The 24,765-nt window shown below is 73.2% G+C and carries 27 protein-coding genes and 1 pseudogene; 12 read left to right on the top strand and 16 right to left on the bottom strand.

Going from position 1 to position 24,765, the window contains the following annotated elements; genetic code table 11:
* The first annotated feature begins 108 nt into the window (after window positions 1-108).
* Window positions 109-750, top strand: coding sequence for a CatB-related O-acetyltransferase (locus ACZ5GH_RS36445; RefSeq protein WP_464336934.1), 642 nt, complete (start codon window positions 109-111; stop codon window positions 748-750).
* A gap of 124 nt (window positions 751-874) precedes the next feature.
* Window positions 875-1,264, top strand: a pseudogene (locus tag ACZ5GH_RS36440) (tautomerase family protein); the annotation flags it as partial.
* Window positions 1,265-1,368: 104 nt separating this feature from the next.
* On the opposite strand, the gene ACZ5GH_RS36435 reads toward ACZ5GH_RS36440, so the two are convergent.
* The 4 genes from ACZ5GH_RS36435 to ACZ5GH_RS36420 all read right to left on the bottom strand — a co-directional run bounded on the left by ACZ5GH_RS36435 (window position 1,369) and on the right by ACZ5GH_RS36420 (window position 6,175).
* Window positions 1,369-1,671 carry a DUF7701 domain-containing protein gene (locus ACZ5GH_RS36435; protein ID WP_387754370.1) on the bottom strand — a complete coding sequence of 101 codons (303 nt, stop codon included), beginning with the start codon at window positions 1,669-1,671 and terminating at the stop codon, window positions 1,369-1,371.
* Entirely contained in the window at window positions 1,668-2,153 is a 486-nt protein-coding gene (locus ACZ5GH_RS36430; protein WP_387754367.1) for a RipA family octameric membrane protein, read from the bottom strand. Before ACZ5GH_RS36430 ends, ACZ5GH_RS36435 begins: the two co-directional genes overlap by 4 nt.
* Window positions 2,154-2,302: 149 nt before the next feature.
* Window positions 2,303-5,329 (bottom strand): AfsR/SARP family transcriptional regulator, encoded by a 3,027-nt coding sequence (locus ACZ5GH_RS36425; RefSeq protein WP_464336512.1) that lies wholly within the window; start codon window positions 5,327-5,329, stop codon window positions 2,303-2,305.
* Window positions 5,330-5,464: 135 nt separating this feature from the next.
* On the bottom strand, window positions 5,465-6,175 hold the full coding sequence (locus ACZ5GH_RS36420; RefSeq protein ID WP_464336511.1) for a DUF4232 domain-containing protein: 711 nt from the start codon (window positions 6,173-6,175) through the stop codon (window positions 5,465-5,467).
* 182 nt (window positions 6,176-6,357) lie between these two features.
* Here ACZ5GH_RS36420 and ACZ5GH_RS36415 point away from each other — a divergent pair, with 182 nt between their 5' ends.
* The 4 genes from ACZ5GH_RS36415 to ACZ5GH_RS36400 all read left to right on the top strand — a co-directional run bounded on the left by ACZ5GH_RS36415 (window position 6,358) and on the right by ACZ5GH_RS36400 (window position 10,754).
* Window positions 6,358-7,701 (top strand): helix-turn-helix domain-containing protein, encoded by a 1,344-nt coding sequence (locus tag ACZ5GH_RS36415; RefSeq protein ID WP_387754359.1) that lies wholly within the window; start codon window positions 6,358-6,360, stop codon window positions 7,699-7,701.
* A gap of 311 nt (window positions 7,702-8,012) precedes the next feature.
* Entirely contained in the window at window positions 8,013-9,413 is a 1,401-nt protein-coding gene (locus tag ACZ5GH_RS36410) for a uracil-xanthine permease family protein (protein WP_387754356.1), read from the top strand.
* A gap of 151 nt (window positions 9,414-9,564) precedes the next feature.
* Window positions 9,565-10,287, top strand: coding sequence for a hypothetical protein (locus ACZ5GH_RS36405; RefSeq protein ID WP_387754351.1), 723 nt, complete (start codon window positions 9,565-9,567; stop codon window positions 10,285-10,287).
* Window positions 10,288-10,448: 161 nt separating this feature from the next.
* Window positions 10,449-10,754: an ABC transporter ATPase gene (locus ACZ5GH_RS36400; protein WP_464336510.1), complete on the top strand. Its 306-nt coding sequence runs from the start codon at window positions 10,449-10,451 to the stop codon at window positions 10,752-10,754.
* Between the two features lie 158 nt (window positions 10,755-10,912).
* Here ACZ5GH_RS36400 and ACZ5GH_RS36395 read toward each other — a convergent pair whose 3' ends face one another.
* From ACZ5GH_RS36395 to ACZ5GH_RS36360, 8 genes are all read right to left on the bottom strand, one after another.
* Window positions 10,913-11,656 carry a dienelactone hydrolase family protein gene (locus ACZ5GH_RS36395; RefSeq protein ID WP_464336509.1) on the bottom strand — a complete coding sequence of 248 codons (744 nt, stop codon included), beginning with the start codon at window positions 11,654-11,656 and terminating at the stop codon, window positions 10,913-10,915.
* A 275-nt stretch (window positions 11,657-11,931) separates the two neighbouring features.
* Complete coding sequence (locus ACZ5GH_RS36390) at window positions 11,932-12,567, bottom strand: hypothetical protein (RefSeq protein WP_464336508.1); 636 nt, start codon at window positions 12,565-12,567, stop codon at window positions 11,932-11,934.
* A 242-nt stretch (window positions 12,568-12,809) separates the two neighbouring features.
* Window positions 12,810-15,332, bottom strand: coding sequence for an aminopeptidase N (gene pepN / locus ACZ5GH_RS36385; RefSeq protein ID WP_464336507.1), 2,523 nt, complete (start codon window positions 15,330-15,332; stop codon window positions 12,810-12,812).
* 118 nt (window positions 15,333-15,450) lie between these two features.
* A complete protein-coding gene (locus ACZ5GH_RS36380; RefSeq protein WP_464336506.1) occupies window positions 15,451-15,651 on the bottom strand; it encodes a DUF397 domain-containing protein in 201 nt (66 codons plus the stop codon).
* 10 nt (window positions 15,652-15,661) lie between these two features.
* Window positions 15,662-15,802: a DUF397 domain-containing protein gene (locus tag ACZ5GH_RS36375; protein WP_464336933.1), complete on the bottom strand. Its 141-nt coding sequence runs from the start codon at window positions 15,800-15,802 to the stop codon at window positions 15,662-15,664.
* A 235-nt stretch (window positions 15,803-16,037) separates the two neighbouring features.
* Window positions 16,038-16,244 carry a DUF397 domain-containing protein gene (locus ACZ5GH_RS36370; RefSeq protein ID WP_464336505.1) on the bottom strand — a complete coding sequence of 69 codons (207 nt, stop codon included), beginning with the start codon at window positions 16,242-16,244 and terminating at the stop codon, window positions 16,038-16,040.
* A 170-nt stretch (window positions 16,245-16,414) separates the two neighbouring features.
* Complete coding sequence (locus ACZ5GH_RS36365; protein ID WP_464336504.1) at window positions 16,415-16,630, bottom strand: DUF397 domain-containing protein; 216 nt, start codon at window positions 16,628-16,630, stop codon at window positions 16,415-16,417.
* The gene (locus ACZ5GH_RS36360) at window positions 16,627-17,454 is read right to left on the bottom strand and encodes a helix-turn-helix domain-containing protein (RefSeq protein ID WP_464336503.1); all 828 of its coding nucleotides are present in this window, start codon (window positions 17,452-17,454) and stop codon (window positions 16,627-16,629) included. The genes ACZ5GH_RS36365 and ACZ5GH_RS36360 overlap by 4 nt, the downstream gene beginning before the upstream one ends.
* Before the next feature lie 233 nt (window positions 17,455-17,687).
* Between ACZ5GH_RS36360 and ACZ5GH_RS36355 the strand changes: the two genes are divergently transcribed.
* From ACZ5GH_RS36355 to ACZ5GH_RS36340, 4 genes are all read left to right on the top strand, one after another.
* On the top strand, window positions 17,688-18,176 hold the full coding sequence (locus tag ACZ5GH_RS36355; RefSeq protein WP_387754323.1) for an NUDIX domain-containing protein: 489 nt from the start codon (window positions 17,688-17,690) through the stop codon (window positions 18,174-18,176).
* A 96-nt stretch (window positions 18,177-18,272) separates the two neighbouring features.
* Window positions 18,273-18,704, top strand: coding sequence for an ATP-binding protein (locus tag ACZ5GH_RS36350; protein ID WP_387754320.1), 432 nt, complete (start codon window positions 18,273-18,275; stop codon window positions 18,702-18,704).
* A 14-nt stretch (window positions 18,705-18,718) separates the two neighbouring features.
* Window positions 18,719-19,276 (top strand): hypothetical protein, encoded by a 558-nt coding sequence (locus ACZ5GH_RS36345; protein ID WP_464336502.1) that lies wholly within the window; start codon window positions 18,719-18,721, stop codon window positions 19,274-19,276.
* Between the two features lie 159 nt (window positions 19,277-19,435).
* Window positions 19,436-20,137: a bleomycin resistance protein gene (locus ACZ5GH_RS36340; RefSeq protein WP_464336501.1), complete on the top strand. Its 702-nt coding sequence runs from the start codon at window positions 19,436-19,438 to the stop codon at window positions 20,135-20,137.
* 85 nt (window positions 20,138-20,222) lie between these two features.
* Here ACZ5GH_RS36340 and ACZ5GH_RS36335 read toward each other — a convergent pair whose 3' ends face one another.
* Complete coding sequence (locus ACZ5GH_RS36335; RefSeq protein ID WP_464336500.1) at window positions 20,223-20,573, bottom strand: hypothetical protein; 351 nt, start codon at window positions 20,571-20,573, stop codon at window positions 20,223-20,225.
* A 244-nt stretch (window positions 20,574-20,817) separates the two neighbouring features.
* On the opposite strand from ACZ5GH_RS36335, the gene ACZ5GH_RS36330 reads away from it, so the two are divergent.
* Window positions 20,818-21,240: a TipAS antibiotic-recognition domain-containing protein gene (locus tag ACZ5GH_RS36330; protein WP_387754313.1), complete on the top strand. Its 423-nt coding sequence runs from the start codon at window positions 20,818-20,820 to the stop codon at window positions 21,238-21,240.
* Between the two features lie 54 nt (window positions 21,241-21,294).
* Here the strand turns inward: ACZ5GH_RS36330 and ACZ5GH_RS36325 are convergent, their stop codons facing one another.
* From ACZ5GH_RS36325 to ACZ5GH_RS36315, 3 genes are all read right to left on the bottom strand, one after another.
* Entirely contained in the window at window positions 21,295-21,753 is a 459-nt protein-coding gene (locus ACZ5GH_RS36325) for a MarR family winged helix-turn-helix transcriptional regulator (RefSeq protein WP_387754310.1), read from the bottom strand.
* A 355-nt stretch (window positions 21,754-22,108) separates the two neighbouring features.
* Window positions 22,109-22,486, bottom strand: coding sequence for a nuclear transport factor 2 family protein (locus tag ACZ5GH_RS36320; protein ID WP_387754307.1), 378 nt, complete (start codon window positions 22,484-22,486; stop codon window positions 22,109-22,111).
* Between the two features lie 117 nt (window positions 22,487-22,603).
* The gene (locus ACZ5GH_RS36315) at window positions 22,604-23,182 is read right to left on the bottom strand and encodes a TetR/AcrR family transcriptional regulator (protein ID WP_464336499.1); all 579 of its coding nucleotides are present in this window, start codon (window positions 23,180-23,182) and stop codon (window positions 22,604-22,606) included.
* 94 nt (window positions 23,183-23,276) lie between these two features.
* On the opposite strand from ACZ5GH_RS36315, the gene ACZ5GH_RS36310 reads away from it, so the two are divergent.
* On the top strand, window positions 23,277-23,726 hold the full coding sequence (locus ACZ5GH_RS36310) for an anthrone oxygenase family protein (protein WP_464336498.1): 450 nt from the start codon (window positions 23,277-23,279) through the stop codon (window positions 23,724-23,726).
* The last annotated feature ends 1,039 nt before the right edge of the window (window positions 23,727-24,765 follow it).

The raw sequence follows: 24,765 nt of genomic DNA, 5'->3' as shown, positions 1-24,765 counted from the left end.
GCGGGACCGGGGGATCCGCTGGACGGCGGCCCCGCCCGGTGGATCATGGAACGGCGCGCCCCGGCGCCCCAAGACCCCTCGTCCACGCGAAAGCGGTGCCCCCTCGTGATCCCCGCCGTGCCCGACCCGACCGTGCTGCACCCCGTCCCCAGGCAGCCCCGGGTGGTCCTCCTCAAGCCGCTGGTCACCTCGCCGCTGATCGAGGTGGGCGAGTACTCGTACTACGACGACCCGGACGACCCGACGGCGTTCGAGACCCGCAACGTGCTGTACCACTACGGGCCGGAGAAGCTCGTCATCGGGCGGTTCTGCGCCTTCGCCACGGGGGTGCGGTTCGTGATGAACGGCGCCAACCACCGGATGGACGGGCCCTCCACCTTCCCCTTCCCCGTCATGGGCGGCGCCTGGGCCGAGCACGTCGACCTGATCACCGGCCTGCCCGGACGCGGCGACACCGTGGTCGGCCACGACGTGTGGCTCGGCCACGGCGTCACCGTCATGCCCGGGGTGCGCATCGGCCACGGCGCGATCGTCGCCGCCGGATCCGTCGTCACCTCCGACGTCCCCGACTACGCCGTCGCCGGCGGCAACCCCGCCAAGGTGATCCGGCTGCGCCACGACGAGGCCGACGTCGCCCGCCTGCTGGACCTCGCCTGGTGGCACTGGCCCCTCGAACACCTGACCCGCCACCTGCGCACCGTCATGTCCGGCACCGTCGACGAGCTGGCCGCCGCCGCGCCCGGCGCCTGAACCGACCCCGGTCCGGCGCCGGCCCCGCCCGGGCCGCCGCCGGACCACCACCCCCTTCTGTACCTACTGGTATGTACAGGGGTAGTCTCAAGGCCCTCAGGGACCTCGGGGAAGGAGCCGTGCCGTGCCATTCGTCCGCATCGACGCGCTGGGGGCCGACCCCGAGCGGCTGGACGCCCTCGGGCGCGCCGTGCACCAGGCCCTGCAGGAGACGATCGGCATCCCGGCCGACGACCACTTCCAGGTGCTGACCGGCCACGACGGCGTCAGCGGCACGCTGCGCTACGGCGGCTACCTCGGCGTGCACCGGGACGAGGGCATCGTGTACGTGTCCGTGACCCTGCGCGCCGGGCGCCCGGCCGGGCGCAAGCGGGCCCTGTACCGCCGGATCGCCGAACTCGCCCACGCGTACGCGGGCACCGAGCCCCGCAACGTGTTCGTCGTCCTCACCGAGAACGCGTCGGTCGACTGGTCGCTCGGCCACGGCCTCGCCCAGTACGACCCGGAGCCCGGCGCCCGGGCCGGGCGCCCGCCGCACCTGCCGGACACGGCGGGGCCCTCGGACTCCTCGGGCGTGTCCGACGGTTCGCGCACCCGGCGGGAATCGTCGGACACTCCCTAACGGTCGGCCGGGTCGTGGAGCCGGCGGGCGGCGGTGCGGATGGCGTGCGTGTACGGGGCGTCCAGGGCGCGGGTGCGGGCGTCGAGGTCGCGGAAGGCCACCAGGGCCTTGTGGCTGTCGTCGGTGCTCTGGGTCCAGGCCGTCCAGGCGTTGTGGACGTCCTCGTCGGTGACCTGCTCGCCCTTGGCCTGGAGCAGCACGGCGTAGATGCGGAAGAGGTCGTCGGAGCCGGCGGGAGGCGTGGCCTCCGTGGGCAGGCAGGAGCGGATCAGTTCGGCGATGGGATCGAGGTGGCTCATACGGCCAGTGTGCCGGTGGCGAGCGTGCCGGTGAGCAGGATCAGGTGGGCCACCGCGAATATCATCGGCACGAGCCGTTCGGTGGTGCCGAGTTCGGTGTAGTGCCGGCGCCGCCGGCCGGACGCCGCGGCGTTGCGCAGCACGTCCCACTCGTCGGTGTAGATCCGCGCGGAGAGCTTGTCCTCCAGGCTGTTGATGACCCGGAACTTGGCGCCGTTGAGGTCCCGGTAGCTGCGCAGCTGCATCCACCAGGCGCCGGAGAGGGTGATGCCGGCCAGGGCGACGGCCGTCGCCACCCACCACGGGGACTCCGACAGCTTGGGTATCCCGAAGCCGATCAGGGTGACCAGCGCGGTCTGCACGGACAGGAAGAAGGTGTTGGCGCTGCCCCGGCGGGCCGAGACCCGGTCGGCCATCTCCACGGCGAGCTTGTACAGCTCCAGCAGCTCGGTCTGACGGTTCGGCTCCGGCGGCGTGGTCATCGCGCTTCCCCCCTCGGGCAGGTGGTGTGCCGGCTTCGCCCGCTGCCCGGGCTCCCCCCGGTGTCCATCCTTCCCTGCGGGCCGGCCCGCCAGTGCTGCCGGCCGGTGCCGCCGCCGGCCGGGCGGCCGGCTGCCCGGCCGGCTGCCCGTCAGGTGGCGACGGCCGCGGCGGTGGCGGCGACCGCGGCCGCCGCGGCGCTGCCGGCCGACAGGGCGCGCAGCGCCGCACCTGCCTCCGACTCCCCTTCCTCGTACTGGTGTTCACGGGCGGTGCGCAGCGCGGCGCCGAGGTGGCGGGCGGCCTCCTCGGGGTGGCCGGTGGCGGCCAGCGCGCGGCCGTAGAGGGTCTGCAGGACCACTCGGCGGGTGACCGGGAAGGGCGGTTCGGCGACGGCCAGGCCGCGGGCGGCGTGGTGGGCGGCCTCCTCGGCGGCGCCGGCGGCCAGGCACTCGGCCGCCAGGTGCTGGCGGGCGAGGGCCACCAGGTCGGCGCGTCCGGCCCGTTCGGCCAGTGACAGGGCCTTCAGCAGCAGTCCGCTCACCCGGGCCCGGCCGGCCCGGTCGCCGTGGCGGGCGAGGGCGAGGGCGTGGTTGACCAGGGCGACGGCCTGGGCGGTGCCGTCGCCGGCCCGGGCGGCGAGGTCGGGGGCGCGTTCCAGGTGGACGAGGGCCTGGTCGGGGCGGCCCTCCTCCAGCAGCACCCAGCCCAGCAGGGCCCGGGCGCGGGACTGGGCGCCGGGGTCGCGGTCGGCCTCGGCGGCGGCCAGGCCGTGTTCGAGCAGCGGCGCCCAGCCGTCCCTGACCTGCCAGACGATCAGCGGCCACTGGAGCAGCACCAGGCGCCAGGCGCGGTCGTGCAGTCCGGCGGCGACCGCCGCCTCGACCGCGCCGCGCAGGGTGTCGCGTTCGGCGGCGTACCAGGCGAGCGCGCTCGCCCGGTCGGGGAAGGGCCGGACCTCGGCGGGGCGGCGGGTGCCGGGCGGCAGGGCGCAGCAGGGTTCGCTGCCCGGTTCGGCGGCGGCGCAGGCGCTGAGGAGGGTGTTGAGCAGGTGGTCGAGCAGTCGGGGCAGCACCTCGGTGTCGGTGTCGCCGGGCAGGCTGCGGGCGTAGAGGCGGACCAGGTCGTGCAGGGTGTAGGCGTCCCGGCCGATCTGGACGATCAGGTGGGCGGTGGCCAGTTGGGCCAGTGCGGCGGCGGCCTCCTCGGGGCGGCAGCCGGCCAGCGCGGCGGCGGTGCGGCTGTCGAGGGTGGCGCCGGTGTGGGCGCCGAGGCGGCGCAGCATCCGGCTCGCGGGTTCGCTCAGGTGCTGGACGGTCAGGGCGAGGGCCGCGGCGACGCTGGTGTCCTCGACGTCGAGCAGGCCCAGGCGGTTCTGCTCGTCGGCGAGTTCGTCGGCGAGGGCGGCCAGCGCGCGGGCCGGGCCGGTGGCGAGGCGGGCGGCGGCCAGCCGCAGGGCCAGCGGCAGGCCGTCGCACAGGCCGGCGAGGCGGGCGGCGGCCTCGGGTTCGGCGGCGACCAGGTCGGGGCCGAGGGTGGCGGCGAGCAGGGTGACGGCCTGCGGGGAGGAGAGTTCGGCGAGCGGTACGGGGCGGGCGGCGTCGGAGGCGACCAGGCCGCCGAGCCGGTCGCGGCTGGTGACCAGGGTGACGCAGTCGTCGCCGTCGGGCAGCAGCGGGCGGACCTGGTCGGAGCGGCGGGCGTTGTCCAGGACGATCAGCATCCGCCGGGTGGCGGTCAGTTCCCGGTAGCGGGCGGCCATCGCCTCGGGGGTGGCGGGCATCCGCTCGGCGGGCAGGCCCAGGGCGAGCAGCAGTTCGCGCAGGACGGCGGCGGTGTCGCGTTCGGGCAGCGGGCTGTGGCCGCACAGGTCGACGAAGAGCCGGCCGTCGGGGAAGTCCTGCCGGCGGCGGTGGGCCCAGTACAGGGCGAGGGTGGTCTTGCCGACGCCGGCGCCGCCGGTGAGCACGGCGACGGCGCCGGGGGTGGCGGTGGCCCGGTCCAGTGCGGCCAGTTCGTCCTCCCGGCCGGCGAAGCCGCGCGGGCGGCGGGGGAAGGGCCAGGGGGTGTGCTGCGGGCCGGCGTCGGCGGCGGGCACCACCGGGGGGCGGACGAGGACGGTCGGCGCGGGGGCGAGGGCCGGCGCGGGCGCGGGCGCGGGCTGCGGCTCGTCGGCGGGTGCCGGTGCGGCGGCGGGCGGCGCGGGTTCGGGTACGGCGGCGGGTCCCGGTCCGGCGGCGGACGGCAGCGCGGCGACCGGCACGGCGGCGGGTGCGGGCCGCTGGTCGGGGACGGAGGCCAGGCCGCCGACGGTGGCGACCCGCGCGGGCGGGACCCGGTCGGCCCCCGGGCGCTGCGGCGGCTGCTGGCCGCCGGGCAGCCGGGCGGGCGGCACCCGGTGGGAGCGGCCCGGCGGCACGTCGGCGCGCTGCGGCACGTCGGCACGCAGCAGGCGGTCGTAGGCGTCGGTGAGTTCCGGCCCGGGGTCGATGCCGAGTTCCTCGGCCAGGGCGCAGCGGGTGCGGTGGTACCAGTCCAGGGCTTCCGAGCGGCGTCCCGCGCGGCCGAGGGCGTGCACGAGTTCGGCGACCAGCGGTTCCCGCAGCGGGTTGGCGGTGGCCTCGGTGTGCAGCAGGTTCGCGGCCGTGCCGTGGTCGCCGAGCCGGCCGTGGGCGCGGGCCAGTTCCTCGGCGGCGGTCAGCCGCAGTTCCTCCAGGGCCTGGGCGGCGCACCGCAGCGGCAGGCCGGCCGTGGTGCCGGCGAGGGCCGGGCCCCGCCACAGGGCGAGGGCCTCGCGCAGGGCGGTGGCGGCCTCGCCGGCGTCGTCCAGGGCGCGGGCGCGGGCCACCAGGCGCTCGAACCGTACGGTGTCCACCGCCTGGTCGGGCACCCGCAGCCGGTAGGCGCCGTTGTCGGTGACGAGCTCGATGCCGGCGGCGGGGGCGTCGTGGGCGGTGAGCAGGGAGCGCAGCCCGGAGACGTGGTTGTGGATGACGGTGCGCGAGTGCCGGGGCGGCTCCTCGTCCCAGAGGGTCTCGGTGAGCCGTTCGACGGTGACGGGTGCTCCGGGGTGGAGCAGCAGCATGGCCAGCAGGCTGCGTCGTTTGGCCGATCCGGCCGGAAGCTCCCGGCCGTCCGCGGCCACCACGGCCACCGAGCCCAGCAGTCGGAACTCCACGCACCCCCCTCAGAGGTAAAGATGTATATGACAAGCATATGACAGCAGGCGATCTGACGATCGCGGAGCGTCGCCCTCCCCGGCGGGGGCGGACCGGCACCGTGGGGGTGCCGTCCCGGCCGCCGCGGCCGGGGACTACCAGGTGACGGCGACGTCCAGGTCGTGCTGCCAGTAGGTGACCTTGAGCGAGTCGTCGATGTGAAGACCCTTCGGCGGCAGCGAAGGGTTGCTTCCCGCGCCGACACTCTCGCCGCCGGAGGGGCCCTGGAAGTAGACGGCCAGTGAAGTCTCGGTGCGGCCCCGGCCGCCGCTGCCGTCGGCGGCGGACAGGCTCACCGAGGCGTAGCCGGACTCGCCCGGCTTCAGCGTGACGACGGCCTGCGGCTTGGAGTCCTCGATGACCGGCGGCACCGACTGGGCCTCGCCGAAGCGTACGGCCGGGTAGCCGTAGAGGTGGCAAGGGGCGCTACCGGTGTTGGTGACGGTCAGCAGCAGGTGGTTGATCGGGCGCGGCAGCATCGCCGCGACGGTCCTGGTGACGGAACCCTCGCAGGTGACGGCCTTGCCGTCGGCGGCCGCCGGGGGCTTCGGGGCGGCGGTGGGGGCCTTCGCGGAGGGCTTGGCGGGGGCGGGGGCGCCGGTCTGGGCCGGTGCGGGGGAGGCGGCCGGGGCGGGGGCGCTCGCGGCGGGGGCGGCGGGCGCCGGGGAGGCCGCCGACGTCCCCTTGCCGCCCGTGTCCGCCGCGTCGTCGTTGCAGGCGCTCAGCGAGAGCGCGGCGACCGCCACGCCCGCGACGGCGGTCAGGAGGCGGGTGCGGGAGGTGCGGGAGGTGCGGATGCCGGGCATGTGGCCGTGTCCCCTTCGGTGCTCGGGCCGGTGTGGTGCTTGGATGGCCGGAGCTTGCCCGGTGATCCGTCCCAGCCGCCACGGTCAACGGCCGGTTCGGGACGGTGGGACACTGGAACGGGCCCTGAGCAGGGGGAATGCGGGGGCCCTGGAACGCGGGGATGAGACGTGGGGGATGCGCGATGGAACAGCCGCGGACGACGGGGAGCTCGGCGGCGGACGATCTCGCGGCACTGCTGGGGGAGCTGAAGGAGCGTTCGGGGCTCAGCTACGGGGCGCTGGCCAAGCGCCTGCACATGAGCACCTCGACGCTGCACCGGTACTGCATCGGCGCCGTGGTGCCCACCGGGTTCGCGCCGCTGGACCGCCTGGCGCGGCTGTGCCGGGCGACGCCGCAGGAGCTGACGGAGCTGCACCGGCGCTGGATCCTGGCGGACGCGGCGCGCCGGGCCCGGCCGGAGGCAGGGGCGGCGGCGGGCGCGGCGGCGACGACGGAGCCGGAGCCGGAGCCCGTACCGGATGTGACGCCGTTGGTGCAGGACGGACCCGGGGACGGCCCGGAGAACGGCCCGGACGGCCCGGTCACCGTCGGCGTGGTGCCCGAGCGGCCCGCGCCGCGCCGGGGCCGGCGCGGCGTGCTGGTGGCCGCGGTCGCGGCGGCGGCCGTGCTGGGCGCGGTGGCGCTCAGCCTCGCGCCCGTCGGCGGGGACGGGAACAGGGACGGGAGCGGGAGCGGGAGCGGCGGCGCGAGCACGGCCGCCGAGCAGCCGGGCACCGCCTGGCCCTCCCCGGCGGGCCTCTCCCCCGCTCCCCCGGACGAGGGGAGCCCCGCGCCCTCCGCCCCCGCCCCCACCGGCTCCACCGCGACGGGCACCTCCGCCACGGCCTCCACCGGCTCCCCGGCCGCCCCCACCGCCGCCACCACCGCCGATCCACTGCGGGTCACGACCCGCCCCTACGTCTACGACAACCCGTGCTACCAGCACTTCCTGGTCAACAAGCCGCCCCAGCAGGTCGGTCCGCCCGCCGGCGAGCAGGACGCGCCGCGCTGGGCGGCGGCCAACGGCGCGGTCGCCTCCGACGAGCAGCGGGTCGCGCTGACCGTCCAGGGCACCGGGAAGGACACCGTCGTCCTGGAGGCGCTGCACGTACGGGTCGTCACCAAGGGCGCGCCGCTCGCCTGGAACGACTACGCGATGGGGTCGGGCTGCGGCAGCGACGTGGAGAGCGCCTCCTTCGACGTCGACCTGGACAGCGGCAGCCCGACGGTCGCCGCCCGGCGCGGGCAGCGGGACTTCCCGCGCAAGGTCAGCGAGTCCGACCCCGAAGTCCTCTACGTCACCGTGCGCACCCGGGCGCACGACGTGCGCTGGGACCTCACCCTGGACTGGTCCAGCGGCGGGCGCCGGGGAACGGTGCGCGTCGACGCGGGCGCCGGCACGCCGTTCCGCACCAGCGCGGGCGCCGCGCGGCCGGGCTACGACTATCCGCCGGGGGCCCGTGAGTGGAGCCGGCGCGAGGGCTGAGCCAGCCGTGGTGGGCGTCCGGGGTGAGCGTCCGGGGCGTGGGCCGCTGGACGCCCTCGCCGGCCGGGCGTCCTCGCCGGTCGGCGGGTCTCGATGACGACCTTCTCGATGACCACGTCCCGGGCGTCCGGCCCCGGCCGGATCCGGGCCGCGCGGACGGTGGCCGTAAGATCCCCGACAGCACCGGGCCCGTCAGGCCCCTCCCCACGTCTCCGCAGCTCACGCGGGTGCGTGTGATCGCCGGGACGCCCCGGCGGCCGGGAGAATGGTGCGGACGGTCCCCGGAAGTACAGAGAAAGCGAAACCTCACCATGGATCTCGGCGTGCGCTGGAAGCTGCACGGTGACGGGCGCACGCCCGCGCCGGGGGCGGTCGTCCGCCCCGACGAACGGCTCTCCTGGCCCCGCACGGTAGGGCTCGGCGCCCAGCACGTGGTGGCGATGTTCGGGGCGAGCTTCGTGGCGCCCGTGCTGATGGGGCTCGACCCCAACCTCGCGATCATGATGTCCGGCGTGGCGACCGTGATCTTCCTGCTGGCCACCAAGGGCCGGGTGCCCAGCTACCTGGGCTGCTCGCTGTCCTTCGTGGGCGTGGCCGCGGTGATCCGGGCGCAGGGCGGCACCAGCGCGACGGTGACCGGCGCGGTGTTCGTGGTGGGCGTGGTGCTGTTCCTGGTGGGCGTGGCGGTCCAGCGGTTCGGGGCGCGGATCATCCACGCCGCGATGCCGCCGATCGTCACCGGCGCGGTGGTCATGCTGATCGGCTTCAACCTCGCCCCGGTGACCGCCTCGGTGTACTGGCCGCAGGACCAGTGGACGGCGCTGCTGGTGATGCTGTTCACCGGCCTGGCCGTGGTGTGCCTGCGCGGCTTCTGGTCGCGGGTGGCGATCTTCCTGGGGCTGCTCTTCGGCTACGGGATCTCCTGGCTGTTCGACCGGGTCTTCGGGAAGATCCACTCGGTGGACGGCGCCGGGCAGCTGACCGACCACTGGCGCCTGGACCTGTCGGGCGTCGGCAAGGCGGACTGGATCGGCCTGCCGACCTTCCACGGCCCGTCCTTCCAGTGGTCGGCGATCCTGGTCGCGCTGCCCGTGGTGATCGCGCTGGTCGCGGAGAACGCCGGGCACGTCAAGGCGGTCGGCGAGATGACCGGCTCGAACCTGGACGGCAAGCTGGGCACCGCGATCTCCGCCGACGGCATCGGCTCCATGCTCTCCACCGCGGTCGGCGGCCCGCCGAACACCACGTACTCGGAGAACATCGGCGTCATGGCCGCCACCCGGGTCTACTCCACGGCCGCCTACTGGTGCGCCGCCGGCTTCGCGCTGCTGTTCGGCCTGTGCCCGAAGTTCGGCGCGATCGTGGCCGCGATCCCCGGCGGGGTGCTCGGCGGCATCACCGTCATCCTGTACGGCATGATCGGCCTGCTCGGCGCGCAGATCTGGACCAAGTCCGGGGTGGACCTGCGCAATCCGCTGAACCTGGTGCCGGCCGCGGCGGGCATCATCATCGGCATCGGCAACGTGACCATGAAGTTCACCGACACCTTCAGCCTCAGCGGCATCGCCCTGGGCACCCTGGTCGTCATCACCGGCTACCACGCGCTGCGGGCGCTGGCCCCGGCGCACCTCAAGACGCAGGAGCCGCTGCTGGACGAGGGCACCTCCTCGTACGACGAGGACGCCTCCGACGGGAAGCGGCCCGCCCCGTAACGGATGGCGGCGGGCCCGGGTTCAGTGCGGGGGACGGCCGGCGGAAGTGTCCGAAAGGGACCTTCCGCCGGCCGCGTCGTCTGGCCGTACGGGCCTGGCGGTGGTCGAATCACTGCTCGCTCGTATCGGCCACTCGTCCCCCGGGAGAGGCATGTCCCTTCTGACCCGCCGCCGCAAGGCCGCCGCCGCGGCCGTCGCCCTCGGCACGTTCGCGATCACCTGTGCCTGGGTGGCGCCCAGCAGCGCCGCCGGTACGGTCCTGTGGACCCCGAGCACCAGCACCGGCCCGTCCTCCTTCAAGGCCGTCCAGTGCGCGGCCGGAAACTTCGGCGTCGTCCAGGACTCCGCCAAGGGCAGCGTGTGGCGGGCCTTCCAGGCCGCCGGCGAGGAGCGCTGCGAGACGCTCAGCCCGGACCTGAAGGAGGGCGACACCTTCTACCTGGGCTGGTCGTCCAAGGTGGACGTCAAGGACACCAACAGCCGGTACGTCTTCCAGCTGAAGTGCTCGCCCAGCACCGGCACGGCCAACCACCCGATCGAGATCGACGTCCTCAACGGGCGCGTGCGCCTCCAGGAGTGGGACACCGACCACGTGTCGCACACGCTGTGGACGGCGCGGACCACGAACAACACCTGGCACTCGTACGCGCTGAAGATCCACCTGGGGCGCACCGACGGCACCATCGACTTCTGGTTCGACGGGGTGAAGCAGACCTTCACCACCGGCTCGGGCACCTTCACGGGCACCACCTGGGACGGCGACCGCAACTACCTCAAGTGGGGCTCCTACCACCAGTCCACCGGGGACGCGACGAACACCTTCACCAGCCCGGTGATGGCCACCACCCTGGAGGCCGCCACCGCCGGCTCGTAGCGCCCCGCCGCACGCACCGCGGGCACCGGGGATCGCCGCCCCGCCCGCCGGCCGGTGATCGACGGATCACAACTCACCCCACCCGCCGGGGCGTTGGGTGGGTAAGGTGCGGACCGGCGCCCCCGGCGGGGCGCCGGAGCGACGGGATCAGGGAGGCCGGCATGGACTTTTCCGCGGAAGCGGCGCAGGCGGCACGCCGTGCCCACGAGTGGGCGGTGAAGGTGGACGGGCTGACGACGGGCACGGGCCGCGATGTGGCACGGGAGCGGGCCCGCCTGTGGGCGGTGGTGGCGCGGGCGTGCGCGGCCGTCGCCTCGGCCCCCTCCCCCCTCGCCGTGCAGGCGGCGGGCCGGGCGCTCGACGCGGCGCGGCGCCAGGAACGGTCCGATGAAACCGCGGACCTGCGGGACCAGGCCTGGACGTGGGCCGAGGTGGCCCTGGCCTGCGCCGCCGCCGGCGCCGCGTAGCCGCCTCCCGTCCGACGACCCGTCCCGGTCGTCTCCTGGGCCGGCCTCCCCCGGTCTCCGGTCGTGCGCCCGGGCCTGACGACGCGGGGCCAATGGCCGCACGCCCCGCCCGGGACCGGTACCACCGGTCGGACGGGCGGGGCGTGCGGCCGCCCGGCCTACCTCAGGTGGCGGGCGAAGAACCGGGCCCCGGCGTCGAGTTCGAACTGCGGGACGCCGGTGTGCCCGCCCATGTTGGCGTGCAGCGTCTTCTCCCGGGAGCCGAAGGCGTCGAACAGGTCGAGGGCCGCCTGCCGGTCGTTCGCCTCGTCGTCCCACTGCAGCAGGACGTGCAGCGGGACGGTGACCCGGCGCGCCTCCTCGACGACGGCGCGGGGCACGAAGCTCCCGGCGAAGAGGCAGGCGGCCGCGATCCGCGGCTCGACGGCCGCCATCCGGACGCCGATGGAGATGATTCCCCCCTCGTACCCCGCCGGGCCGCCGACCTCGGGCAGCGCGAGGGCTGCGTCGAGGAGGGCCCGCGCTTCCGGGACGGCCTCGTCGACCAGCGGGAGGACGAGGGCGTCGACGATCTCGTCGGTGACCGGCTCGCCGGCCTCCATCACCCGGCGCAGGTCGGCGCGGGCCTGTTCGAGGGCGGGCCGGCGGGGCCGGTCGCCGCTGCCGGGCAGCTCGACGGTGGCCGCGGCGAAGCCGTACCGCGCCGCGTAGTACCGGGCCCGCCCGGCCACCCGGGGGTACATCGGGCGCAGCCCGAGCGGGGGCAGGCCGATCAGGATCAGCGGCGCCGGCGCGGAGGCGGACGCCGACTCGGGCGTCCACAGGATGCCGGGGATCTCGCCGAGGGTGAACTCGCGCTCGAGGACGTCGCCGTCGAGGCGCTGTTCGGAGGTGAAGTGCATGGTCGTGCCTTTCGGGAGTGCTCACAAGACGGCGCTCCCGGACGACCTGGCTATCGTCCGACCGTGACCCCGGAGGGGAGCACCCATGTCGATACAGCGTTCACGGGTACCACCTCCTCGTTCTCTCGCACGGCCTCCGGAAAGGTAGCAGTGATCATCGCGGCCCGCCAACCCGTTTCCCGCAGGCCGCCACCAGGCCGTCACCGGCCGCCACCGGGCCGCTTCGCCCGGGCGCCGGTGTCCGGCCGGTCCGCGCTGCCGCGCCTGGGCCGGGGTCAGAAGAGCTTGTCGACGGCGGCCCGGACGGTTCCCTTGAAGGCGGTCACGTCGGGCTGGGTAGAGTTGCTCTCCCACTCGACCACGACGACGGTGTTACCGTCCCGGCCCACCCCGTAGAGGTCGTCGCGGTGGTCCTCCCAGGTGTTGATCCGCTTGACGTGGACGCCGCCGACGGTCGCGCCCTCCTCGACGTCGACCGTGCCGTGGTCCTGGGCCGTCACCACGTCGTTCGGCAGCTGCTGCGCGGTGCGGGCCGCGCAGCCGGCGTAGAACCCGCGCAGCGAGTCGGCGACGGCGACGGCCTCGGCCTCGGTCGGCAGCACCAGGACCTTCTCGTACGCGGAGGCGGTCTCGGAGGTGAAGAAGTCCGCGTAGAAGAGGCGGTCGTCGGAGACGGCGCTGTGGTCCCAGCCGCCGCAGGAGCCGTCGACGCCCCAGCCGTCTCCGCTGGACGAGACCTGCCAGGTGAGCGAGTCCGGCGGCAGGTCGGTGGTGGAGATCAGACCGGGCTGGGGCACCTCCTCCCGGGTCTGCGCGTGCGCCTGGGTCGCGGCCTGGCCGCTCGCCGCGGCGAGCGCCAGTGCGGCGGCCGCCGCGCGTACGGCGATCCTGGTCCTGGGCCTGGTCCTCATCCGTCCACCTCCGGGTGTCGTCGACTCCGGGCCCAGCATCGGATGTGGAGGAAGCGTGTGCGGGGCGGACACGAACGGAGGCCGAAACCCACTGCCCCGGGCGCCGGACCCGGCCGAAAACCGCCCTGCGCGCGGCCGGAGGCGCGGCGGGAGGCCGGCACGGCGGGAGCGGCGGGCGGCGGGAGCGGCGGGCGGCGGCGCGGGCAACTCTGCCCGCGCCACCGCCCGTCGTCCGTGGGGCCCTACTGCCCGGACAGCGCCCGGGCCCGCACCGCGCGGCGCAGCGTGTCCAGTTGGTCGACCAGTCCGCGGCGGGTCGCCACGGTGAGGTCCGGGTCGGCGAGGCAGGCCTCGGCCGCCCGGACGGTGTGCTCGGTGGCGGCGAAGGCGGGGAAGGCCGCCGTGGTGAGCACCCGGGCCAGGGCGGGGCCGCGGCGGGCGGCGGCCGGGCCCAGTTCCTCGAAGTAGCGGGTGGTCAGTCCGTCCAGCAGCTCGGCCTGCTCGGGCCGCCACAGTCCCCTGGCGGTGGCGGCGGCCAGGTAGTTGGAGAGCTCGCCGTGGAACAGCGCCTGCCAGGCGGCTTCCTTGGCCGCCGGGTCGGGCAGGGCGGCGCGGCAGCGGGCGGCGCCCTCCTCGCTGGTGCTGCTGGGGTCGGCGGCGAGTTCGGCGGCGATCTCCGGTTCGCCGGCCGCGCCGAGCACGCACAGCCGCAGCAGCAGTTGCCAGCGCAGGTCCGGGTCGAGGGCCGGGCCGCCGGGGACGGTGCCGGCGGCGAGCCAGTCGCGCAGTTCGGCGGCCTGGGCCTGGTCGGCGGTGGCGATGACGCCGCGCACGGCCACCAGGCGCAGGCCGGTGCGGTCCGCTTCGCCCTCGGTGCGGGCCAGCAGGGTGCGGCAGACCCGGGCCAGTGCGGCCAGTGCGGCCGGGCGTTCGGCGGGCGGCACGGCGCTGTCCGCGACGAACTCGTGGGCGAAGGCGAGCACCGCGTCGACCAGGTGGACGGAGGTCTCGCCGGGCAGGTGGTCGGCGACCAGTTGGAGGTACTCGGCGGGCGCCAGCTCCCCGTCGCGCACCTGGTCCCGGGCGGCGCTCCAGAGCACGGCCCGGGCGAGTTCCTCGGGTACGGCGCCGAGGGAGGAACGCACGGTCTGCCAGGAGGCGGGATCGAGGCGGATCTTGACGTAGCTGAGGTCGGTGTCGTTCAGCAGGGTCAGGTCGGCGGCGGTGCCGTCGGTGGCCCCGGCGGCGGGGTCGAGCGGCGCGGCGGTGCCGTCGGCCGCCAGGTCGAGCGGCACGCGGTCGGCGAGTTCCAGGGCGCCGTCGGCGGTGCGGCGGTAGCGGGCCACGGTCAGCTGGTGCGGGCGCGGGGTGCCGTCGGGCGAGGTGTGGTCGATGCGGCCGCCGGTCAGCCGCAGGGTGTCCACGCCGGTGGTGCGCAGCCAGCGCTCGGCCCAGCCGTGGACGTCGCGGCCGCTGGCGGCGGCCAGGGCGCGGAGCAGGTCGTCGAGGGTGGCGTTGCCGAAGGCGTGCTCGTCGAAGTAGTCGTTGACTCCGGCGAGGAAGGCGTCCTCGCCGAGCCAGGCGACGAGCTGGCGCAGGGCGGCGGCGCCCTTGGCGTAGGAGATGCCGTCGAAGTTCTGCAGGGCCTGGGCGGTGTCCTCGACGGTGCCGGGTGCCACGGGGTGGGTGGAGGGGCGCTGGTCGGCGTCGTAGCCCCAGGTCTTGCGGTCGGCGGCGAAGCCGGTCCAGGCGCTGGTGAAGCGGGTGGAGGCGGCGGTGACGCTGTAGGCCATGTACTCGGCGAAGGACTCGTTGAGCCACAGGTCGTCCCACCACTTCATGGTGACGAGGTCGCCGAACCACATGTGCGCCATCTCGTGGATCACCACCATGGCGCGTTCCTCGCGCTGGGTGTCGGGGACGGCGGAGCGGAAGACGTATTCGTCGCGCAGGGTGACGCAGCCCGGGTTCTCCATCGCGCCGGCGTTGAACTCCGGGACGAAGCACTGGTCGTAGCTGTCGAAGGGGTAGCGGTGGCGGAAGACGCGGTGGTAGTGGTCGAAGCCCTGGCGGGTGATCTCCAGGAGTTCGGCGGCGTCGGTGTCCAGGTGGGCGGCGAGCGAGCGGCGGCAGTGCAGGCCGAGCGGGATGCCGTCGTGTTCGGCGCGCACCGAGTGGAGGGGGCCGGCGACCACGGAGACCAGGTAGCTGCTGATCGGCGGGGTGGGGGCGAAGTTCCAGCGGCCCGGCGAGGGCTGGTGGCCCAGGCTGTTGCCGATCACGGTCCACTGGTGGGGGGCGGTGACGGAGAGCGTGTAGCGCGCCTTGAGGTCGGGCTGGTCGAAGGAGGCGAAGACCCGGGGGCCGTCGCCGAGGAAGGACTGGGTGTAGACGTAGTCCTCGCCGTCGGCGGGGTCGGTGTAGCGGTGCATGCCCTCGCCGGTGTGCGAGTAGGCCATGTCGGCTTCGACGGTGAGTTCGTTGTCCGCGGCCAGGTCGGTCAGCGGGAGGCGACCGTCGCGGAGCGTGGCGACGTCCAGTTCGCGGCCGTTGAGGACGGCGCGGTGGAGGGCGGCCGGTATCACGTCGACGTAGGTGGCGGAGCCGGGGGCGGTGCAGGCGAAGCGGATCAGGGTGGTGGAGCCGAACACCTCCGGGCCCCGGGTCAGGTCGAGGTCGAGGTGGACGGTACGGACGTCGAGCAGGCTGTGGCGCTCGACGGCCTCGGTGCGGGTGAGGACTGAGGTATCAGACACAGGGATCATGCTGCGCCATCCGGCGGGCGGACGGTACCGGCTTTCCGCCCCGGGCGGGTCGGCACGCCGCAGGCCCGGACCGGCACCGGTCCGGGCCTGCGGCGGGGGCTGGGGCTGGGGCGGAGGCTCAGATGTCGCCGAACTCGCCACTGCGGACAGCGGCGACGAACGACGCCCAGGCCTCGGCCGAAAAGGCCAGAGCCGGGCCGTGGGGATCCTTGGAGTCACGGACTGGCATCAAGTCACGAGAACCACACGCAACCTCAAGGCAGTCGCCGCCTTGCTGGCTGTAGGAAGACTTGAACCACCGGGTCCTGGACAGATCCACACCATGCCTCTCAAGCTTCGCTGAACTCGCCGCTGCGGACAGCGGTGATGAACGACACCCACTCTTCGATCGAGAAGACGAGGGCAGGCCCCGTCGGGTCCTTGGAGTCTCGGACTGGCATGACACCCGGGTAGCCGTCTGCAACCTCGATGCAGCCGCCCCCGCCGTTGCTGTACGTGCTCTTGCGCCACTTGGCGTTGGCCAGGTCAAGCTACATAGCGCTCACAGCCCATCCGTGCCCTCCCCCGCTCGCGCAAAAACGCTCGGCTGGGAGATCCCAGCCGAGCGCCTGACTGCCTCTTCACCGCTGGCTCTCGTCAACCGACCATGTGTCGCATTGCCTCCTGGAGCCGCCTCCAAGCGGGCCGCCTCTTTCGGGCTCGGGCTCAGATGTCGCCGAACTCGCCGCTGCGGACCGCGGCAACGAACGATGTCCACGCCTCGGCCGGGAAGACCAGGGCCGGGCCGTGGGGGTTCTTGGAGTCGCGGACGGGCATCAGGCCAGGGAAGCCGGGGGCCACCTCAACACACTGTCCACCGTTGCCGCTGTAACTGCTCTTTCGCCACCTGACGTCGGCCGGGTCAACTCCCATAGCGCTCACAGCCCATCCGTGCCCTCCCCCGCTCGCGCAAAAACGCTCGGCTGGGAGATCCCAGCCGAGCGCCTGACTGCCTCTTCACAGCCGACTCCGGTCAACCGACCACGTGTCGCAATGCCCCCGGCATCGCCCCCAAGCGGAGGACGCCTCTTCCGGGCTCGGGCTCAGACCTCTCCGAACTCGCCATTACGAACAGCGACGACGAACGACTCCCAGGCCTCGGCGGCAAAGACCAGGGCCGGTCCGTTGGGGTCTTTGGAATCACGAACAGGCATCACACCTGGGAACCCGGGTGCCACCTCGACGCAGTTGCCCCCGTTGTTACTGAAACCGGACTTTTGCCACCTGGCGTCGGTCAGGTCGAGAGTGGGGCTGATCATTCAAGGTCCTTCCGAGCAGCGCGGATCACGTTGAGCGTAGCCACTTTGGACAGCGACTCCACTTGGAGCTGATCGTAGTCACTGTCCCAGGCTTCGACCGCCTTGTGCCCTCGCTCCACGATGCCACGGGCCAGAGACTCGGCGTAGCCGACAATCGAACGGTCTCGCAGGGTCAGTAGGACGATCGGCATCGTGAACGGGACATGTTCTCCGAGGGCAAACGGGGCGACTTGCAGTGTAAGGGCCGGAAGCTCGGCCAGGCTCTCAAGGTGTTGCAGCTGCTGAAGCATGACGTCACGTCCCCCGACTGGACGAAGCAGGCAGCTCTCATCCATGACGGCGTGCACCGTCGGCGGCGGAACACGATGAAGTAGCTGCTGGCGTCCCATCAGGAAGGCAACTCGCTCCGCGGCTTGGGACTTGGTGATGCTGCCGCGAAGCACTGCCGCACTCGCCAGGGCCGCTGCATACGCCTCGGTCTGGAACAGGCCTGGAATTACGTTTAATTCAAACGTTCGGATCTTCCGGCAACGCGCCTCAGCCTCAACGTACTCCTCGAATCCTTCCAGCAGGCTGGCGTTTGAGATCCGGCGCCACAGCTCGACGAACAACTCGCCCGTATCGAACACCCGGTCGGCCGCAACCGCAAATTTACGGGTTACAGGCTTCTTAGCCCCTTCGAGGTAAGAGATCAAACCATGGCTGTAGCCCATGCGCTTGCCAAGGGCAGCCTGCGACCAGCCTCTTGCACGTCGCTGCCTGCGGAGTTCATTCCCGAAACGCACAGCAGGAGACAGTGACTGATCACCTTCATCGAGCTCCATAAGTCTCCTCACCTTGTCACTCGGCAGAACCGTGAAGGTTGAAGCCTGGTGATCGTAGCTGGCGAGGCGCCAGTATGGCTACACCTGGTGATTTGCCGGACGCACAGAGCAACCCTCGGGAGCTCCATGCCTCACGCGCGAGAACCAGAGGCCCGTGGCTCTACCGGCGGGCGGCCGTTGCCACCCGCCATCAATTCCCCTTGTCTGGAGCAGAGTTGAGCAGGACCCGCATCATGAGCAAGCCCCCGGCCCGCCGGTCGGGGCAGCAGATCCTCGCCCTGCGCGAGGACCCCGGCGGATCGGGCGAACTCTCCGTCCTCCTCGTCGATCCCGCCTACCGGAGCGGCCTCACCCTCCCCGGCGGCAGCGCCGAGCAGGACGAACTGCCCCACCTCGCGGCCCGCCGGCACCTCGAAGCCGAGACCGGCCTCGTCCTGCCCCTGCGCACCATCCTCACCATCGACTACGTGCCCGCCGCCGAGTTCCCGGAGGGCCTCAACCTCGTCTACGCGGGCGGGCTGCTCACACCCCGACAGATTGAGGCCGTCCGCCACCACCAGCCCCCGGAAGAACTCCGCGCCCTCCGCTGGGTCCCCCGTCACCAGTTCCCCGACGTCATGGCCGACGACCAGTGCCGCCGCGTCGAAGACGCCTGGGACGCCTGGGAACACGGCGACGGCATCCCCCTCCTCATCCAGGGCGTCCCCGTCCCGGTCGGCTGATCAAACCCCGACCCCACGGCAACGCCCCAGGGCCGGACCTCCACCGGTACGGTCCGGCCCCTCCGCCAGCAACACGCCCCCCGAGGTGCTCCCCCCATGCTCACAACCCGCCGCCGCCCCCGCACGTTCGTCGCGCGCCTCGACTCCCGCACCGAGTCCACGCCCCTGGCCCGCTACCTCCTCCGTGCTTACCTCTCCGGTCTCCCCTCCGGCGACCGCTACCGCGACACCGCCGAACTCCTCCTCGGCGAACTCTTCGCCAACGCCGTCCAGCACTGCGACGCGCCCACCGACCAGCACATCGAGGTCCGCTTCACCCTCACCCCCGACCACCTGCTGCGCCTCGAAGTCCACGACGCCGGCACCGGCCGCCCCACCGTCAACTCCCCCTCTCCCGACGCCGAGCACGGCCGAGGCCTCCTCCTCGTCAACGAACTCGCCCACCGCTGGGGCTGCGCCGCCGGCCCCGGCGGCACCGGCAAACTTGTCTGGGCCCTCGTCTCCCCCACCCTCGTCACCACCGCCTGAAAGCCCGGACCCCCATGCACCTCACCACCCTCGCCCGCCACACCCTCTCGCGCGGCGCCACCCCCGCCACCACCTACGCCCTCATCGCCCGCCTCGGCCACCAGCCCCTCCCCTGCGCCCGAGCCGTCTGCCTCGCCCTGGCCATCCCCCTCGCCGAGACCACCCGCCGCCTCGACGAGTGCTACGACGCCCTCCTCGCCAACCCCCGCCCCGGCTCCGAACACGACACCGGCGAACTCCTCGAAGCCCTCGGCGTCTTCGACATCCCCGCCCCCCTCACCGAGACCGAGTTCGCCGTCGTCAACCTGTTCCTCACCGCCGTCGACGCCATGGGCGGCATCCGCCCCGGCCACCAGCACGGCCTCAGCCGCTGGTTCACCACCGGCAACCTCACCGCCGCCTACCTCTCCCTTGCCGCCGCCCACCCCCTCCCCCGCACCGGCGACCCCGCCACCTACTGGACCACCCTCACCACCGCCGGCGAACTCCTCACCGCCACCAACCCCGACCCCCGCCTCAAGAACGCCCTCACCCACTGCCGCACCCGCGCCCGGGAAACCACCCACACCTGACCCCGCCGCACAGGAAGTCGGCCCCGCCGACTTCCCACGCCACCCACCAGCAGGCCGGGGGATGCCGGTGCCGGCGCACGCCGCCGAGGGCCCGTAAGCACGCCGCTGACGCGCCCTCAGCCCCCTGACCCCTGACCGGCTTTGACTAGAGTGATCAGCATGAGCGAGACGACGATTCCGATCCTGCCGTGTCGGACCATCCAGCCCGTTCTCGACTTCTATACGGCCCTCGGGTTCGAGGTGACCTTCCAGCAGAAGAGCCCCAACCCGTACGCAGCCGTCCAGCGCGGCGGCATACAGCTCCACTTCTTCGGGATGAAGCACTACGATCCGGCCGAGTCGTTCAGTACCTGCATCGTCCGGACCGATGACATCGACGGGCTGCACGAGACCTTCCGGACCCGGCTGAAGGCGGCGTACGGGCGAGTGCCGAGCCGCGGGCTGCCGCGGATCGGGCCGCTGAAGGACACCTCCCACGGTGTGCGGCAGTTCCTCATGACCGATCCGGGCGGCAACTGCATCCGCTTCGGGCAGCAGGTGAGCGACGACCAGCACCACCGCCCCGCCCCCAAGGAGACCTTCGCCCGGGCCGTGCACCACGCTTCCCTCCTCGCCGACTCCAAGGAGGACCTGACGGGCGCCGCGAAGATCATCGACCGGGCACTGCGCCTACGGGACGAGAGGCCCACATCCGTGCAGCTGCTTCGCCTTCTCGTACTGCGCGCCGACGTTGCCACTCGGCTCGGCGACGAGGAAGCCGCGACGTCCGCGCTCGCCGCGGCCACCGCAGTCCGCCTCACCGCGGAGGAGCAGGAGTCCGTACGCGACGACCTCGAACGGCTCACCCAGCTGCTGGGCTGAGCGTCGGGAAAGCGCCGGTCCCAGCCCCTCGTCGAGGACTGCGAGCAGCACGGTCGCCTCGCTGCCTGTCAGAGCGCGTGGGGACTCACGACCGGTAGATCGTTTCGTTGTCGTCCTGGTCATACAACTCGACGGTGAAGGACAGTCCGAGAGCGGCGAACGCGGACAGGAGGTCGTCGATCCGTTCGGGGACCACGACACCCCCGAATCTCACGGGCCTCTCGGGGAACAGCTCCAGCTCGGCGTAGGTGTGCTCGACCTCGAAGTCGGTCCAGCTGGACATGCGCACCCGCCAACCCGCCGCGTGGAAGGCCTGTGCGACATCCAGGGCACTGGCCGCTGACGGGAGGAAGCCGTAGACGTTGTTGCCAAGGCCCAGGTCGTACCCGGCCTCGTCGAATCGCGGGCCGTGGGTGCCGCCGGAGGTGAACTGCATGGTGGCCAGTATGGGTGGCGCGCGGTCGAGCGGCGGGACGGCGCCCGCTCCGACGGCTCGCCGTTCGAGCGGCGTCCTTCCGCCGCCGGCTGACCGGAACGGGCACCGGAGGGTCCGGGAAATGGTTTGCCGACCCGGTGGCCGTGTGCCACCGTTCGGCCTGGACCGGCAGTTGATCATCGACGGCCGGCCGATGTCGACATGTCGGCAGCCTCTCGGGGATCCCCCTCAGAGGTGACGAACGATGGGAACCGGTGCCGTGGAGAACAGTTACGAGGACGAGTGCCGCCGAGCGTTGGCCCAGGAGCAGGCGAAGAGCCTCGCCGGGACCGACAACTGGGCACATGTGGACAGGGAGCGGGTCCACCAGGACTGGGACGTCCTGTACCGGGAGATCACGCCTTTGCTGGACGGCGGCTCCCTGCCCGGGGACGAGCAGGTCCAGGAGCTCGTCCGCAGGCACTTCGACATCGTCAGCCGGTTCTACACCCCCTCCAGGGAGGCTTACGTCGGCATGTCGCTCTTCTACGCCGAGGACGAGGCCATGAGGGCGTTCCACGATTCCTACCACCCCAGGATGGTGGAGTTCCTGGGCGCCGCGATCAGGGTGTTCGCCGAGCAGGGGACGGGGTTCGCCCCCAGCGCCGGGGCCGGCGCCCCGGCGTAGCCGGACGCCCCGGGCCCGGACGCGCGGGCGGCCGTGAGACGAGGTGGCCGGGCTTCAGGGCCGCCCCGGGGCGAGGTTGTCGGTGACGCGCTGGAGCACGGAGACCGCGGTCGCGTACTCCTCCTCCGTGATGTCCCCGAGGAGTTCCGCACGCACCCGGTCCATGTGTTCCTTCGCCGTTGCCAGGCCCTCGCGGCCCTGTTCCGTGAGGGTCAGCAGGCCGTCCGCGCCGAGGCCGAGCCAGCCCCGGTGGACCAGCGCGTCGGCGGCGTGGACTATCACCTCGGCACCCATGCCGTAGGGCACGGCCACGGCGCGGAGCTCCTCCCTGGTGAGGCCGTGCTCGGCGCGGACGACGTTGTTCAGCGCCCACCACTGGGGCTGGGTGACGTCGATGCGCGCCAGGGCGGCCTGCGAGTGCCGCAGGATCGCCTCGGTGGCACTCCAGGCGGCCAGGGCGATGGGGCGCCGGCCGAGCGTGGCGGTGCCGTTCGGGGTGCTTGTGGTCGTCATGATCGCCAGGCTAGGACCTCAAGTGCGCTTGAGGTCAAGGCTGCGGCGATGCCGCCCCGAGGCGCGAGGACCCTGCCGCGCCCCAGGTGGCGACCGCCCCGGTCGCAGCCCTCAACGAGCGGCTGCGACCGGCACGTTCGCGACAGGCCCTCGACGGACTTCGAGCTCGGGCCGCCCCCACCACCGCGCGCAGGAAGTCGGCCCCGCCGACTTCTCACGCGCCCCCGCCCACCGCCGCCCCCGAACGCCGATGGGGCAGGTCCAGGAGAAGGACGGCGGCAGAGGGACGGCTCAGGAGGCGGACGGCTCAGGAGGCGGACGGCTCAAGAGGCGGACGGCTCAGGAGGCGGACGGCTCAGGAGGCGGACGGCCCGATCTCCCCCGCGAAGACGATGAACTGGTCGATGAGGCTCCGCCGCAGATGGACGACGTCCGTGCCCGCCAGGCGGGGGCCGCCGTCGGGCGTGGTAAAGACCCACTGGTAGCGGGCCCATTCGTCGGGCATGTCCACCGCCGAGCAGCGCACCATCGTGCCGGGCCCCGCCGGGTGGTGCCGGATGTCCAGCACGAACCGCTCGACCGCCGCGATTCCTTCGCTGCGGCCCAACGGCCCCCAGAAGACCACGTCCGAGGTCAGGGCCTGGGAGAGCAGGGCGGTCACATAGCTGTCGTCCGAGGCGTTGAACGCGGAGATGAACGTGTCGATCGCGGAGCGTGCGGTCTCTTCCTGCATGCCCCAGTAATACCAGCCGTTCGCGTGCACCCGTCCCCACGAGCCGTTCGGCCTCGACCCGGCCGACGCAGCCGCGGCGCCCGCGGACCCCGGCCGCGTGCCCCGCCGGGCGGTGCGTCAGACCACGGCGAGCCGGCCCACCATCAGCTCCGTCCTGCGCTCGGCCTCCTCCGGCGGCAGCCGTCCCGCCCTGGTCAGGGTCGCCAGCCCGTGCAGGGCCGCCCAGAACACCTCAGTGAACAGCGCCGGGTGGACGCCGTCCCCCGCGACCTCTCCGAGGCTCTCCAGCAGGGCGGCGAAGGCGTCCTTCAGCGGCTCCGGCGTATCCTCCTGCGCGAACGCCAGTCCGCCGTCGAGCTGGAACATGGCGTCGTAGACCGCCGGGTTGCGGGCGGCGAAGTCGAGGTAGGCGCGGGCGAGGGCGGTGACCCGGGCGCGCGGACCGTCGGCGGCGGAGGCCGCCGCCCGCACCGCCGCGGCCAGCTCGGCGGCGCCTTCGAGGGCGACGGCGCCGATGATCTCGCGCTTGCCGCGGAAGTGGCTGTAGAGGACGGGCTGGCTGTACTCGATGCGCTCGGCGAGCCGGCGGGTGGTGACGGCGTCCCAACCCTGCTGCTCGGCGAGTTCACGGGCCGTCGCCACGATGAGGCGCTCGCGGTCCGCCCGTTCGCGTTCCTTGCGTTCCTGTACCGACATGATTCGGATCCTAGCACCGCTAGACAATCGAGCAGCAGAAGGTCTAGCGTCGACACGTCAGCTATCAACGCTAGGTCTCAGGACGGGCCCCATCATGCTCAACGCACTCCAGGTCTTCACCACCGTGATCGTCGGCGTGATGGTGGGGGTGGAGTTCTCCGTCGCCTTCGTCATCAACCCGATCCTCAACGCCCTCCCGGAGGACAGCGCCATCCGCGGCCGCGCCCACGGGGGGCGGATGCTCGGCGCCGTGATGCCGGTCTGGTACATCACCTCGCTCGTCCTCGTCGCGGCCTGGGCCGTCGCCGGACGGGAGCACCACGACACCGGCCTCGTCGTCACCTCCGGCGCACTGCTGGCCCTCAGCGTCGTCATGTCGGTCCTGCTGCTCGTCCCGATCAACAACCGGGGCAAGACGTGGACCCCCGAGAACCGGCCCGCCGACTGGAAGCAGCAGCAGAACCGCTGGGACCGCCTCCACTACGTCCGCGTCGCCGTCATCATCGGCGCCTTCACCCTGCTGGTCACCGCCCTCACCGCGTAGGAAGTCGGCCCCGCCGACTTTCCACGCGGCAGCCCACCCCGAGGCCGACTTCCCCGCACAGGAAGTCGGCCTCACGGACTTTCCAGGCGCCAGACCACCCCAAGCACCACCACACCCCGGCCCCAGACCAACCACCCCCGCGTAGGAAGTCGACCCCGCCGACTTCCTGCGCACACCCGGCGGCAGGCGGGCAGTTGACGGCGCTGCGACGATCGGAAGACCCGGGTAGCCGGGGCCCGGGCACAGGAAGTCGACCCCGCCGACTTCCTGCCACTCCCAGCGGCGGGTTGGGAGTGGCGCTGCCGCGATCGAGAGACCCGGGTGACCGGGGCTTGACCCCGGCCACCCCGCACAGGAAGTCGACCCCGCCGACTTCCTACGCATCAGGCCACGCCGAGTACCACCACACCACCCCACCCCGAGGCCGACTTCCCCCCACAGAACGTCGGCCTCACGGACTTCCTGCCACTCCCCGGCAGCGGGTTGGGAGTTGATGGCGCTGCCGTGACCGGAAGACCCGGGCGGCCGGAGCCCTGCCCCGGCCATCCCGCGCAGGAAGTCGACCCCGCCGACCTCCTGCGCGTCTCCGGTGGTAGGTGGGGGGTGGGGCTTCGGCGATCGGGCGGACTGGGTAACCGGGGCCCGGCTCCCGACCACCCCGCACAGGAAGTCGACCCCGCCGACCTCCTGCGCGTCCCCGGCGGCAGGTTGGGAGTGGCGCTGCCGCGATCGAGAGACCCGGGTGACCGGGGCCCGGATCCCGACCACCCCACACAGGAAGTCGACCTCGCCGACTTCCTGCGCGCCCCCGGCGGCACATGGGGAGTTGGTGGCTCTGCGGCGATCGAGAGGCCCGTGCCCCGGGCCCGGATCTCGGCCACCTCGCGCAGGAAGTCGGCCCCGCCGACTTCCTGCGCATCCCCGGGGATGGGTGGGGGTGATTGCTGGCGTCCTGGTGGGGGTTCGGCTTCGCCGAGGTCCCCGGGGTGCGCGCTGCGGGAGGCCGGCACGGGGCGCCCGGGTGGTGTACAGGGCGGCC

The sequence above is a fragment of the Kitasatospora sp. Xyl93 genome (assembly GCF_055383135.1).
This window is presented reverse-complemented; position numbering and strand designations above follow the sequence as displayed.

Excerpts from the sequence above, each read along its gene's own strand:
- ACZ5GH_RS36435 (WP_387754370.1), bottom strand. The coding sequence starts at position 1,671 with ATGAGCCACCTCGATCCCATCGCCGAACTGATCCGCTCCTGCCTGCCC.
- ACZ5GH_RS36430 (WP_387754367.1), bottom strand. The coding sequence starts at position 2,153 with ATGACCACGCCGCCGGAGCCGAACCGTCAGACCGAGCTGCTGGAGCTG.
- ACZ5GH_RS36420 (WP_464336511.1), bottom strand. The coding sequence starts at position 6,175 with ATGCCCGGCATCCGCACCTCCCGCACCTCCCGCACCCGCCTCCTGACC.
- ACZ5GH_RS36415 (WP_387754359.1), top strand. The coding sequence starts at position 6,358 with ATGGAACAGCCGCGGACGACGGGGAGCTCGGCGGCGGACGATCTCGCG.
- ACZ5GH_RS36410 (WP_387754356.1), top strand. The coding sequence starts at position 8,013 with ATGGATCTCGGCGTGCGCTGGAAGCTGCACGGTGACGGGCGCACGCCC.
- ACZ5GH_RS36405 (WP_387754351.1), top strand. The coding sequence starts at position 9,565 with ATGTCCCTTCTGACCCGCCGCCGCAAGGCCGCCGCCGCGGCCGTCGCC.
- ACZ5GH_RS36400 (WP_464336510.1), top strand. The coding sequence starts at position 10,449 with ATGGACTTTTCCGCGGAAGCGGCGCAGGCGGCACGCCGTGCCCACGAG.
- ACZ5GH_RS36395 (WP_464336509.1), bottom strand. The coding sequence starts at position 11,656 with ATGCACTTCACCTCCGAACAGCGCCTCGACGGCGACGTCCTCGAGCGC.
- ACZ5GH_RS36390 (WP_464336508.1), bottom strand. The coding sequence starts at position 12,567 with ATGAGGACCAGGCCCAGGACCAGGATCGCCGTACGCGCGGCGGCCGCC.
- pepN (WP_464336507.1), bottom strand. The coding sequence starts at position 15,332 with ATGATCCCTGTGTCTGATACCTCAGTCCTCACCCGCACCGAGGCCGTC.
- ACZ5GH_RS36370 (WP_464336505.1), bottom strand. The coding sequence starts at position 16,244 with ATGGGAGTTGACCCGGCCGACGTCAGGTGGCGAAAGAGCAGTTACAGC.
- ACZ5GH_RS36365 (WP_464336504.1), bottom strand. The coding sequence starts at position 16,630 with ATGATCAGCCCCACTCTCGACCTGACCGACGCCAGGTGGCAAAAGTCC.
- ACZ5GH_RS36360 (WP_464336503.1), bottom strand. The coding sequence starts at position 17,454 with ATGGAGCTCGATGAAGGTGATCAGTCACTGTCTCCTGCTGTGCGTTTC.
- ACZ5GH_RS36355 (WP_387754323.1), top strand. The coding sequence starts at position 17,688 with ATGAGCAAGCCCCCGGCCCGCCGGTCGGGGCAGCAGATCCTCGCCCTG.
- ACZ5GH_RS36350 (WP_387754320.1), top strand. The coding sequence starts at position 18,273 with ATGCTCACAACCCGCCGCCGCCCCCGCACGTTCGTCGCGCGCCTCGAC.
- ACZ5GH_RS36345 (WP_464336502.1), top strand. The coding sequence starts at position 18,719 with ATGCACCTCACCACCCTCGCCCGCCACACCCTCTCGCGCGGCGCCACC.
- ACZ5GH_RS36340 (WP_464336501.1), top strand. The coding sequence starts at position 19,436 with ATGAGCGAGACGACGATTCCGATCCTGCCGTGTCGGACCATCCAGCCC.
- ACZ5GH_RS36335 (WP_464336500.1), bottom strand. The coding sequence starts at position 20,573 with ATGCAGTTCACCTCCGGCGGCACCCACGGCCCGCGATTCGACGAGGCC.
- ACZ5GH_RS36330 (WP_387754313.1), top strand. The coding sequence starts at position 20,818 with ATGGGAACCGGTGCCGTGGAGAACAGTTACGAGGACGAGTGCCGCCGA.
- ACZ5GH_RS36325 (WP_387754310.1), bottom strand. The coding sequence starts at position 21,753 with ATGACGACCACAAGCACCCCGAACGGCACCGCCACGCTCGGCCGGCGC.
- ACZ5GH_RS36320 (WP_387754307.1), bottom strand. The coding sequence starts at position 22,486 with ATGCAGGAAGAGACCGCACGCTCCGCGATCGACACGTTCATCTCCGCG.
- ACZ5GH_RS36315 (WP_464336499.1), bottom strand. The coding sequence starts at position 23,182 with ATGTCGGTACAGGAACGCAAGGAACGCGAACGGGCGGACCGCGAGCGC.
- ACZ5GH_RS36310 (WP_464336498.1), top strand. The coding sequence starts at position 23,277 with ATGCTCAACGCACTCCAGGTCTTCACCACCGTGATCGTCGGCGTGATG.